This window comes from Antarcticimicrobium sp. (genome assembly GCF_029212575.1).
In the GTDB taxonomy this organism is placed as follows: domain Bacteria; phylum Pseudomonadota; class Alphaproteobacteria; order Rhodobacterales; family Rhodobacteraceae; genus Antarcticimicrobium.
The window spans coordinates 1-11,009 of sequence record NZ_JARGPK010000060.1 but is presented as its reverse complement, the minus strand read 5'-3'; the positions used below and the strand labels follow the sequence as shown (position 1 = coordinate 11,009).

General features: G+C 60.8%; 10 protein-coding genes and 2 pseudogenes. 10 read left to right on the top strand and 2 right to left on the bottom strand.

Features of this window, described 5'->3' with window-relative positions; translation table 11 throughout:
- The 7 genes from P1U75_RS14290 to P1U75_RS14260 all read left to right on the top strand — a co-directional run.
- Window positions 1-886: FAD-binding oxidoreductase (locus tag P1U75_RS14290; RefSeq protein WP_300244649.1), on the top strand; the 886-nt coding region annotated here is incomplete at its 5' end.
- A 56-nt stretch (window positions 887-942) separates the two neighbouring features.
- On the top strand, window positions 943-1,914 hold the full coding sequence (locus tag P1U75_RS14285; RefSeq protein ID WP_300244647.1) for an MBL fold metallo-hydrolase: 972 nt from the start codon (window positions 943-945) through the stop codon (window positions 1,912-1,914).
- 34 nt (window positions 1,915-1,948) lie between these two features.
- A complete protein-coding gene (locus P1U75_RS14280) occupies window positions 1,949-2,896 on the top strand; it encodes a tripartite tricarboxylate transporter substrate binding protein (protein WP_300244645.1) in 948 nt (315 codons plus the stop codon).
- Between the two features lie 63 nt (window positions 2,897-2,959).
- On the top strand, window positions 2,960-3,385 hold the full coding sequence (locus tag P1U75_RS14275) for a tripartite tricarboxylate transporter TctB family protein (RefSeq protein WP_300244643.1): 426 nt from the start codon (window positions 2,960-2,962) through the stop codon (window positions 3,383-3,385).
- Window positions 3,386-3,397: 12 nt separating this feature from the next.
- Complete coding sequence (locus P1U75_RS14270; protein WP_300244641.1) at window positions 3,398-4,900, top strand: tripartite tricarboxylate transporter permease; 1,503 nt, start codon at window positions 3,398-3,400, stop codon at window positions 4,898-4,900.
- Window positions 4,901-4,952: 52 nt separating this feature from the next.
- The gene (locus tag P1U75_RS14265; RefSeq protein ID WP_300244639.1) at window positions 4,953-5,771 is read left to right on the top strand and encodes a universal stress protein; all 819 of its coding nucleotides are present in this window, start codon (window positions 4,953-4,955) and stop codon (window positions 5,769-5,771) included.
- 85 nt (window positions 5,772-5,856) lie between these two features.
- Window positions 5,857-7,485 (top strand): thiamine pyrophosphate-binding protein, encoded by a 1,629-nt coding sequence (locus tag P1U75_RS14260; protein ID WP_300244638.1) that lies wholly within the window; start codon window positions 5,857-5,859, stop codon window positions 7,483-7,485.
- Between the two features lie 140 nt (window positions 7,486-7,625).
- Here the strand turns inward: P1U75_RS14260 and P1U75_RS14255 are convergent.
- A pseudogene (locus P1U75_RS14255) lies at window positions 7,626-7,910 on the bottom strand (IS21 family transposase); the annotation flags it as partial.
- Here P1U75_RS14255 and P1U75_RS14250 point away from each other — a divergent pair.
- A pseudogene (locus P1U75_RS14250) lies at window positions 7,908-8,237 on the top strand (GSU2403 family nucleotidyltransferase fold protein); the annotation flags it as partial. The pseudogenes P1U75_RS14255 and P1U75_RS14250 sit on opposite strands and share 3 nt — an antisense overlap.
- Window positions 8,238-8,275: 38 nt before the next feature.
- Here P1U75_RS14250 and P1U75_RS14245 read toward each other — a convergent pair.
- Window positions 8,276-8,935: a site-specific integrase gene (locus P1U75_RS14245; protein WP_300244650.1), complete on the bottom strand. Its 660-nt coding sequence runs from the start codon at window positions 8,933-8,935 to the stop codon at window positions 8,276-8,278.
- Between the two features lie 715 nt (window positions 8,936-9,650).
- Between P1U75_RS14245 and P1U75_RS14240 the strand changes: the two genes are divergently transcribed.
- Both P1U75_RS14240 and P1U75_RS14235 read left to right on the top strand, forming a co-directional pair.
- The gene (locus tag P1U75_RS14240) at window positions 9,651-9,857 is read left to right on the top strand and encodes a cold-shock protein (RefSeq protein ID WP_300244636.1); all 207 of its coding nucleotides are present in this window, start codon (window positions 9,651-9,653) and stop codon (window positions 9,855-9,857) included.
- Window positions 9,858-10,259: 402 nt separating this feature from the next.
- A partial coding sequence (locus tag P1U75_RS14235) for an urease accessory protein UreD (RefSeq protein WP_300244635.1) occupies window positions 10,260-11,009 on the top strand: 750 nt, incomplete at its 3' end.

Sequence of the window (11,009 nt, the reverse complement as noted above, 5' to 3'; positions counted from 1 at the left end):
CCTGCGCAAGGACAACACCGGTTACGATCTGAAGGATCTTCTGATCGGGGCTGAAGGCACTTTGGGGATCATCACGGCGGCGGTGTTCAAGCTTTTCCCGGCACCCAAAGCCCGTTCGACCGCGTTCTTGTCTGTTGACGGGCTGGAGTCTGCGCTAAAAGTTCTGAACCGCCTGCAAGACCATACCGGTGGCGGCGTCGAGGCCTTCGAATACATGCCGCAGCCAGCGGTGGACGTGATCTGCAAGGTGTTCCCCGCCATTCGCCGCCCTTTGGAGGGCACGGTGGCGACCGGCATTCTGGTCGAAGTCGCTTCGTCGCGGGCCCACGATGCCGCCGAGATGCGGGATGGCACGATCCGCCTTGCAACCGAGGTGATGGAGCTTCTAGGCGAATTGATGGAAGAGGGGCTGGTGCTGGATGCCATGGTGGCGCAGTCTGAGCAGCAACGCGCTGACCTGTGGAAAATGCGCGAGGCGATTCTGGAGGCGATCACCGAAAACGGCCCGGCCCATCATCTGGATCTATCGCTTCCGCTGGCGCGGATCGCTCGGTTTGTGGGTGAAATGGATGCCAAGATGGATCGGCTCGGGTTTCAGCCGCTGACGGTCGGCCATCTGGGCGATGGCAACCTGCATTACGCCTTGTCAGCGGCAAACGGCCGGGATTGGGATGCCCTGCCGCTGGAAACCGCCAAGGAAATGGTGTTCGCCCTCCTGACCGAACTGGGCGGCTCTTTCAGCGCCGAGCACGGGATCGGACAGAGTAAGCTGGCCGTAATGACCAAGCTGAAAGAGCCCGCGCAATTGGACGTGATGCGGTCGATCAAGCGGGCACTGGACCCGGGCAACATCATCAACCCCGGCAAACTGCTTCCGCCGGGGTGATGCGATGCGCAGGCCGCGCAATCTGAGAATTCAATCCATTCGAGGGAGGAAACGACATGGCAAACGTCATGGGAACGATCCACAGAACACTGTGGGCGAGCGCGCTTGTGGGCGCAGGCATGTCAGGGGCGGCTTCGGCAGAATCGCTGTTTGATGGTTGCCCTTCAGGCCCGATCATCGAACGGTTCATCGAGTTCGGCAAAAGCGGCAAGATGCCCCCGGATCTCGGAAAATGGCTGAACACGCCGGCCGACCAATATGTTGAGCCGTGGAAGCCCTTTGACAATGTCGACTATGTCGGCGTCTGCTGGGTCTCGGCCTGGCTGGTGCACACCGATGATGGTGTTGTCCTGATCGACACGCTCTATGGCCCGTTCAAGAAGACCATCGTCGAAAACATCCAGAAGACGGGGACAGACCTCGGCGACATCAAATACGTGATGATGACCCATGGGCACTTCGACCATGTCGGCGGGGCCGTGGCTTTGAAACCGCTGCTGCCGAACGCGAAGTTCGTGATGACGCAAGGCGGCTGGGACGAAGCGGTTGAATCTGCGGCTGCGTCGCAGGGCGGCCCCCGGGCATGGGACATGATCGAACCTGAAATCACTGTTGCCGATGGCGATGAGATCTCGGTCGACAACAACACCTTCAAGGTCATCGAAACCCCCGGCCATACATGGGGGACGGCGTCGTTCATGTATGATGTACAGGACGGTGAAAAAACCCATCGCGCCATCACAATCGGCGGTCTCGGCCTCAACGCCATCGAAGGCCCGCCTCAGGTTGAAGCCTACATCGAAAGCGTGGACCGCGTGAGGCAACTGGTCGAGGCCGAAGAGATGCCTGTTGAAGTTCATCTCACCACCCACGGCTTCTCTGCTAATCTCGACGAAAATCGCCAAAAACATGCGGCCCGCAAAAAAGGAGAGCCCAACGTCTTTGTCGACCCCAAGGGCCTTCTCAATCAGGTCGCAGGCCTTCGTGAGCGCGCCGTGAAGCGGCTCGAAGTTGAAAAATCCAAGTAAAGCTATCACCGTGAAATCCTAGGGAGGAAACACAATGAAACTGACTACGAAACTCATGGCGCTGGCGACAAGTGCCGTCATGGCCCTTGCCTCGCCTGCCTTCGCAGAAGACTGGGCCCCGGACGGGCCGCTGACCATCCAGATCGGCTTTGGCGCCGGTGGGTCCACCGACACGATGGGCCGCGTTCTGGCCGAGGTGATGAAGAAGAACACCGGCTGGAACATCGTCGTTGAAAACAAGCCCGGTGGCGGCGGTGTTGCCATGTTCACCGGCCTGTCACAGCGCCCGGTCGACAACAAGACCATCGGTATGGGGGTCAGCATCCCGGTGCTGGTGCAACTCGTTCAGCGTGGCGATCAGCTGCCGTTCGATACCGACAGCTTCGATTACCTCGGCACTGTCGCCAAGGCCGAACTGGCGCTGGTTGCCAGCAAGGATGCGCCGTTTGACGACCTTGAGGGCATGATCGCCTACGCCAAAGAGCAGGGCAGCCTGCCCGTGGCCACGATGGCCCCGCCGCAGGTTCTGATGATGAACCAGACCAAGTCGACAACCGGTGCCGATTTCAACCTCGTCACCGCCGATGGCGGCGCCGAAGTGATGAAGCTCATCCTCGGCGGTCAGGTCATGGCCGGTTTCGGCTCGGGCGAGCACTACCCCTACCTCGAATCCGGGGACATGAAAGTCATCGCCGGGGCCAACCAGTCGCGCCTTAGCTATGCGCCCGACGTCAAGACCTTCATCGAATCCGGCGTGAACGCCTATGTCGATCCGATATTCTTCCTCGCCATGCGGGCGGGCACGGACCCGGCGGCAATCGAGGCGATCTCGAGCGCCATCGACGAGGCGACCAAGGCGCCCGAATTCGCCAAGATCGTTCAGAACGCCGTCAAGGGCGACCCGATCAACATGGGCACAGACGGCACCAAGCAGATGATGGTCGACGGATTGGCAAACGCCAAGATCCTCTTCGCGAAATAAGCAAACCACGTCACCCCGCCACGGGCCGTGGCGGGGTGTTTTCCATTTTCGGGGGAGGGAAACATGAACACTATGGCAGATCGCGTTTCAGGGCTGTTCTTCATGGCCTTGGGACTTGCGATGTATTTCTGGATCAACCCGAATTATATCGAAACCGTTGATGGCGGAAATATTTCGCCCGCGACGCTTCCCAATATCATTTCCATCATTCTTGCCATTGCCGGTGCCTTTATCGCGATCAAGCCCACTGACCATCAACTCCGCAACCCGGTCTTGATGGCCAAGACAGGCCTCTACGTGACGCTACTGACGGCTGGAATCTGGGCCATGTCGTGGTTCGGGTTCGAGTATGTCGCGCCTGTTCTCGCACTGGCGCTCATGTGGCTGATCGGTGAACGCCGCCCGCTCTGGCTCAGTCTTGGTGTTGTTGCCATGCCCGCGATCATCTGGTTCCTCGTCACCCAACTGCTCGGCCGGGCTTTGCCGTGAAGGATCCAAGACATGGTTGAGTTCTCGACAATCCTTGCGGGCTTTGGAGACGCGTTCTCGCTCTACAATCTCGCTTTCGTTCTCTTTGGCGTGGTGCTCGGGCAATTTGTCGGGGCGGTCCCCGGCATCGGTCCGATCATGGCCATGGCCATTGCCATCCCCTTTACCTTCGGGCTTGATCCCTTGCCCGCCATCGCGTTCCTCGTGGGCGTCAACAAGGGCGGTCTTGTCGGTGGCGCGGTGCCGGCGGTCCTGATGAACACGCCGGGCACGCCTGATGCGGCGGCCACGGCCTTGGATGGCTACCCTTTGGCCAAGCAGGGCAAGCCGCTGAAAGCCACGAAAATGGCGCTGTTTTCCTCGATTACCGGCGACACGTTCAGCGATATCGTCCTGATCACCGTCTCGGCCCCGCTCGCTGTTCTGGCCCTCAAAATGGGGCCGATCGAGGTGGTTGCACTGATGATCTTTGCCTTTTCGATCCTCGCGGGATTGATCGGCAATTCGCTTACCAAAGGCATCATCGCCGCGGCTTTCGGTTTGCTTGCAGCTTCCGTCGGGCAAGACCCTGAGAACTTCACGCCGCGCCTGATCTTTGGCTATTGGGATCTCTTCGATGGATTGGCGCTGCCATCCGTTGCAATCGGCATGCTGGCCATTTCCGAAATCCTGCACCGCCTGTCCGAGGCCCATGGAAACATGCGCCCTGCCATCATCGCCAAAGATACAGGCAACCCCGATGACCGCCGCGTCACATGGGCCGAGTATTGGTCGTGCCGATTCACCATGCTGCGCGGCGCAACCATCGGAACCATTCTTGGCGCCCTACCCGGCATCGGCTCAACGGCCGCGGCGTTCATGTCCTATGCAATGACGAAAGCAGGCTCCAAGGATCCCGGCAGCTTTGGCAAAGGCAATATCCAAGGCATCGCCGCATCCGAATCCGCCAACTCGGCTGTGGTCGGGGCCAACCTGATCCCGCTTCTCACGCTGGGCATCCCCGGCAGCGTCGGGGCCGCGCTGATCATCAGCGCCTTCATGATCCACGGGATGCAGCCCGGGCCGCTTCTCTTTGAAAACCAGGGCCGGCTTGTCTATGGCCTGTTCGGCGCGATGATCATGGCCAATTTCGTCAACCTCTGGGTCGGCCAGCTTGGATTACGGCTTTGGGTCAAGGTCGTTTCCGCACCTGAGTCCATCATTTTCTCCTCTGCCCTGCTGCTCTGTTTCGTCGGGGTTTCGATGGCGACCAGCGGGCTCTTCGGCGTGGCGATCATGCTGATCTTTGCCGTCATCGGATACTTGATGGCCAGCTTCGGCTATTCGCTGGTGATCTTCATCATCGCGTTTTTTCTTGGACCCCGGTTCGAGAAATCCATCGCCCAGTCGCTCGCCCTGACCGATGGCGACCTCACCCAGGTTCTTAAAAGCCCCGTGGCGCTGGCGCTGCTGATCCTGTCGGTTGTCTCGGTGGTCTGGTTCTTGCGCAAAAACGTGCACGGAGAAGACGAATGACGCCGATCGCCTTGTCCGGTTCCGTTTTCTCTGTCCTCATCTGGAGACGCCTATGTCGATAAAATCGATCCTGAGCGCGTATAGCGGCGATGCCTCGAAAGGCAGCGGTTTGCGGCACGCGCTGCGGCTAGCCAAACACCATGACGCATGGCTGACCGGCGTTCTGCGTCACCGCCAAAGCAACCTTGAGCGGACCCTTCGCGGGTCTGTGCCCAAGACCTTGCTCAAGACCTTCTTCGAGGCCGAAGAGACGCGGCTCAAAGAGATTGCCGAACGGTTCCGGACCATCACCGCAGAGGCAGGGTTTGGCGACAGGTCCGACTTCGTCGACCTTGACGTCGACAAGGACCGCTCCCTCTCTGAGTTCGCGCGAACCTTCGATCTCGTTGTCACCGGCGTGCACTCCCATAGCGAGAACGAGGCGCATATGTCGGCGAACCCCGATCTGATCGCGCTGCGCAGCGGCCGCCCGGTTTTGGTGGTTCCGGACGCCTACGAAGCGGAGGGGCTTACCGACCATGCCCTTGTCGCTTGGGATGGCAAGAGATCGTCAGCTCGCGCACTTGGCGACGCGATGGTTGGCCTCGAGGACAAGGCAAAGGTCACCCTTCTGACCGTCGGGTCAGAAAAAGCACCGGGAACCGAATACCTGCTGCGCAACCTTGAGCGGCACGGGATCGACGCGACCCTTGTGCTGAAACCGCGCAAGGGGTCGATTGCCGAAACCATCCTGTCAACGGCACAGGACGTGTCCGCAGAACTCATCGTCATGGGCGCGTTTGAACACAGCAAGTTCAGCCATGATGTGTTCGGAGGCGTGACAACAGACGTGATCCAAAAAACGGACGTTCCGATTTTCATGTCTCACTGACCCCCAAAGCGCGCAGCTGCACCCCCTGGACGACGGCAAGATTTGGGCCGCATCCGGCCCGGGAATAACCCGAAGGAAAAGACAAGTGTCAGATCAGAAACAATACATGCACCAATCCATCGCCCAGGCCGTTTGCGATCATGGCATTGATACCATGTTTGGGTTGGTGGGGGATGCCAACCTGTTCATGGCAAACCACTTTGTGAACGGGTGCAGCGGAACGATGGTTCCTGCCGCGCATGAAGGCGGCACCGTGCTGATGGCACAGGCCTACGCCCAAGTGACCGGGAAGGTCGGGGTCGCAACGGTGACCCAAGGCCCGGGTCTGACGAATTGTTTTACCGCGCTCAGGGAAGGTGTGGTTGGGCGCTCTCCGATCATCCTTTTGTGCGGCGATACACCCGCGACCGCCCCTTTCCACCCGCAGAACATCGACCAGCGCGAAGTCGTCAAGGCCACCGGCGCCGGATTCGAACAGGTCAAAGCGCCCGAAACGTCGGCGCGGGATATGGCGACAGCATTCTACCGCGCCCGCAAGGAAAGGCGTCCTATCGTCGTGAACATCCCCGCCGATTTCATGTGGGCCGAGGTCGAACATAAGCCTGTCGTCTTCCCGCTGCCCGAGAGCCACAGCACCGTGACAGAAGGCCCCGTGCATGAAGAGGCGATCGGCATGATCGCCTCCGCGAAACGGCCTCTGATCCTCGCCGGGGCCGGCGCGGCCAGCGCGAAGGACAAGCTGATTGCGCTGTCAGAACGGCTGGAAGCTCCGCTGGCCACCACGCTCAAAGGCACAGGCCTCTTTGCGGGTCACCCAAACAACATCGGCTATTTCGGCACGCTCAGCACCGCAGAGGCCTATGACGTGATTGGCGCTGCCGATTGCGTCATCGTCTTTGGGGCATGGATGCATTTCCTGACCACGGACCGGGGGGAGTTGCTGAAAGGCAAGCGGGTTATCCAGGTCAACAACAGCCTTTCCGATGCAGGGGCATTCTATCAGCCTGATGCGGTTCTGATCGCGGATGCGGGGCAGACCGCTGACAACATTCTCCACTGGATGGATGAGGCCGAAGTCGCGCCTTCCGGGTTCTCCAGGGAACTGCCCTCGCATGACATATCGAAGCATCCGAAAGGCGATCCTGACAAATCCAGGGAGGGCTGCATCAATCTCGAATACGCGCTCGATCGCCTGAACGAAGCGCTTCCGCAAAACCGCATCATGCTGACCGATGGTGGCCGCTATATCACCGAGGTCTGGTGCCGGGTGAGCGTGCCCGACCCAAACAGCTTTCATATGACCGACAACTTTGCCGCCATCGGGCAAGGCATGCAGCAGGCCGTCGGCGCGGCGCATGGTGATCCCTCGCGCCCTGTCGTGCTCTTCATGGGCGACGGCGGCTTCATGATGGGTGGCGCGAACGAGTTCAACACCGCCGTGCGCACGAAGCGCGACCTTATCGTGATCATCTGCAACGATTCCGCCTACGGGGCAGAGCATATCCAGATGCTCGATCGGCAAATGAACCCCTCGCTGACCGAGTTCAACTGGCCGTCTTTCGCAGAGGTCGCCAAGGCCATGGGCGGTGAGGGTGTGGAGGTAACATCACCCGACGGGCTGGAGGTAGCAATCGATGCGATCAACGCCCGCAACGGCCCGATCATCGTGGACCTGAAGCTGGACCCGAACACCGTGCCGCGTATGCGGATGTAATCCTTTGAGAATGGGCATATTTCTCCCCGGGCAGAAGCCTTTCCTAGCCTCGCCTATGGGGAGGGCCGGTGCGTATAAGAGCGAAAACTCACACAACGCAACGCTTCTAAATGCATCGCGCAAGTCGGCTTTGTGCCAACATCGACGAAATGCTGCACTTTGCTCGAATAGGCCCGCACAAAGCAGCCATCGCTATGCGGCAAGTCCATGACGAAGAAATGCGCCTTTTGCTCGACACCACCGATGATCACCACCCCCTCGCCGAAGTCGGCCTGAGCGTGCCCGGGCGGATGCGCCAGCGGCACGAACACCTCGCGGCCGCGCCGTTCGCGCTGCCGCATGTAGTCTTTCACGATCGTGTAGCCACCGGTGAACCCGTGCTCTTCGCGAAGCCGCTCGAATACTCGCTTCGCCGTGTGCCGCTGCATCACTTGAACTACCTGATCGCGGAGCCGATCAAGGCTGCCGTGACCTATCGGAGCGGAGTGCTGGTGCAGATCCCGCAGCCTGAGCGCTTTGCCATCCACAAGCTGATCGTTGCCGACCGCCGCCGGGCTGGCGGCGATGTCCTCAAGGTCGAGAAGGACCGGCGCCAGGCCGCCTTCCTGATCGAGGTTCTCGCGATGGACCGCCCGGATGAACTGCGCGATGCCTACGAAGATGCGCTGTCCCGCGGTCCGAAATGGAAGTCAAGAGTCGAGGCATCTCTTCAGCGTATGCCGGAAACAGCAAGGCGGCTTGCCGGTGTGTAAGGCCTAGTCCTGCGAGGCGACTCTCGAAGCAGTTGCGCTCATCGAGGTTTGAGGTGGTCTAAATCCAGACCGGGATAGGCAATGGCGTTGATCAGCTCTACGCGCTTCTCAAGCATTCCCTGCGGCATCATCCCGTATCGGCCGGTCATGGACGTATCGCCGTGCCCCATCAGGAACTTGAACTCCTGGTCCAGAAACCCAGCGCGGCGCAGTGCATCGGCCGCACCGTGACGGAAGGAATACTGGCTGTATCCCCTCCCCTCCTTGATCCCGAGATCGGTCAGATAGCGTGAAAACATGCGCGAGAAATCCGCAATCATCTGCCCTCTGGCATTGCGTTCAGCGCTTGGGAAGAGGCGGTCGTGGCCGGCCTCTAACATTTGCGTGTGGTAATCGACAAAACCAAGTTCGATGAGTTGGTCATGCACCGGCAGAATGCGTTTCGAGTTGTCGTTCTTGACGCTCTTGTTGCCATCACCATCATCGGTAATGTGCATGATCCATTGCCTATGCTCCTGGCGCACGTCAGAAACGGCAAGCTGTGCGATCTCGCCGGGTCGAGCGCCGGAGAACAGCATGATCAATAGCACCCAATACCGGTGATCCCTGATCAGGACGTTACCCGGTCTCCTGATAAACCGAGGCTGCGCATCGCTCTGGCATCCGGAAAAAAGAGGGGACCTGAACAAGGTGTTCATCTGCTCGACGGAGAAGGTGAGCGTCTTGGAGTGCTTCTCCTTGTTGAGAGCCATGCCGTCCACCGGATTCTGATCCAGATACCCATGGTTGACTAGCCACTTGCAGAAGGCACCCAGGCTCGACAGGTGGCGATTGACTGTACGTGCCGTGATCGTGGGTTTGCCGACCTTTTCGTTGTGCCTGACCACCTGCTCGATCGACATGCCCTCAAACTTATCATTGAAGCGGCGTGAACGGGCAACTGCCATGACGACGCCGTTGCCGAGCGCTTCCTCAACCAACTCCAGCGCGAGCAAATCTGATGCCGCACCTAAAGAACCCGCGAAGTTCAGCCACTCGCCCCGCCCCATGCCACGATCAAGGCGGCCGGACGCTCTTTCTTACGCAGGGCGGGCTGGCCTTCGATCCCGGCGACGCGCGGATTCCGTACAAATCGCGTGCAGAATTCGACAACTTTTTTGCCGCCGGCGGTGACGCTCTGCTGGCTGGCCGGAAACGTTGGCTGACCGCAAGGCCCGGAAAACGTCCGCGCAAACGTCCGTTTCGACCTGCGCGATTTCTCTTGCTTTCCGCCCCGGCTCCTGTCATACGCGGCGAGCTAACGATCTTCTCTTCGACATTCTGTTTTCCTTCACCGGCTCACAGCACTCGATCCAGTTGTGACTTGCCGGGCTGCCGCATTCCGTGGGCAGCGAACACTTAAGGAAAACTCACATGGCCAATGGCACCGTGAAATGGTTCAATGCAACCAAAGGTTTCGGCTTCATCCAGCCTGAAGGCGGCTCCAAGGACGTTTTCGTCCACATCTCTGCTGTCGAGCGCTCGGGCCTGACCGGTCTGCGCGACGACCAGAAGGTCACCTTCGACATCGAAGCCGGCCGCGACGGGCGTGAAAGCGCCATCAATCTGGCTCTGGCCTGATTCGGCCCCGGGGCGCGCAGATCCTGCGCCCTCGATCCTGACTGCGGGCGGGGCGATCACGCCCCGCTCTGACCTCGGGCGCTGCGGCATACAGTCCGCGCATCGCCCCCCGACCAGGTGCCCGGCGCGCAATCGCCCGCCCGCCGCCTTGTCCGCCCTCCCTGATCCCCGTTGCTGGCCACGCCCCACCCGCCGAGACACGCCCCCGCCTGCGGGCCGTTTGCCTCCGCCAGTCCGGTTTCCCATCCCAGAAATCCGCCACCCGGCCCCGCGACCGAATGTGCGCAAAATTTCATCATACCCCCTCGATTCAGGTCATTTTTTAATCGACGCGTACCTGGCGCCCCGCGCCCCGGTGAAAAGACATGCAGATTGCCCGCCATAGCGGGAAAACAGGGCGACATGCGGTTTTCGGGGGACGGTCCCATAATCTGCCAGACGCACCGACCTGAGCTGTTCCAACCCGCCGCGCAGCCGCGCGCGCTCGGTCGGGTCGAGATCGGCGTGAAGCATCGCGGCCCCCGGTCTGCACTGGCGACCCTGCATCAAAGCGGCGCGTTCAAGGCTTTGTTTCCCCGGCAGCGCGGCGCCGCGCTGGAGGCGATCCTGATCAATACCGCTGGCGGGATCACCGGCGGCGACCGATTTTCCGCCGCGCTGGAGGTCGGGGCAAACGCCCACCTCGCGGTGACGACGCAAGCCGCCGAGCGCGCCTATCGCGCCCAGCCGGGCGAGATCGCGCAGGTTCGCACCCGGGCACAGGTGGCGGCGGGGGCTCGGCTCGACTGGCTGCCGCAGGAAACTATCCTTTTCAATGCCGCCGCGCTGCACCGAAAGCTGCGCATCGACCTTGACGGCGACGCCCGGCTGCTGCTGCTGGAACCGCTGGTGTTCGGCCGTGCGGCGATGGGCGAAACCTTGACCGGCATCCACTTCCGCGACCGAATCGAGATCACGCGGCAGGGCGCGCCGCTCTATATCGATGCACTGGCCTTTTCGGGCGACGCGGCGGCGCATCTCGCCCGTCCCGGCGTGGCCGCCGGGGCCGGCGCGATGGCCAGCCTGGTCTTCGTGGCGCCCGAAGCAGAGGCGCATCTTGACGCCCTGCGCGCGCTGATGCCTGCCACCGGCGGCGTCAGCCTGATCCGCCCC

Bases quoted from the DNA above. Each gene is read 5' to 3' on its own strand.
- P1U75_RS14285 (WP_300244647.1), top strand. From the start codon at position 943: ATGGCAAACGTCATGGGAACGATCCACAGAACACTGTGGGCGAGCGCG.
- P1U75_RS14270 (WP_300244641.1), top strand. From the start codon at position 3,398: ATGGTTGAGTTCTCGACAATCCTTGCGGGCTTTGGAGACGCGTTCTCG.
- P1U75_RS14245 (WP_300244650.1), bottom strand. From the start codon at position 8,935: ATGAACACCTTGTTCAGGTCCCCTCTTTTTTCCGGATGCCAGAGCGAT.
- P1U75_RS14240 (WP_300244636.1), top strand. From the start codon at position 9,651: ATGGCCAATGGCACCGTGAAATGGTTCAATGCAACCAAAGGTTTCGGC.
- P1U75_RS14280 (WP_300244645.1), top strand. From the start codon at position 1,949: ATGAAACTGACTACGAAACTCATGGCGCTGGCGACAAGTGCCGTCATG.
- P1U75_RS14265 (WP_300244639.1), top strand. From the start codon at position 4,953: ATGTCGATAAAATCGATCCTGAGCGCGTATAGCGGCGATGCCTCGAAA.
- P1U75_RS14275 (WP_300244643.1), top strand. From the start codon at position 2,960: ATGAACACTATGGCAGATCGCGTTTCAGGGCTGTTCTTCATGGCCTTG.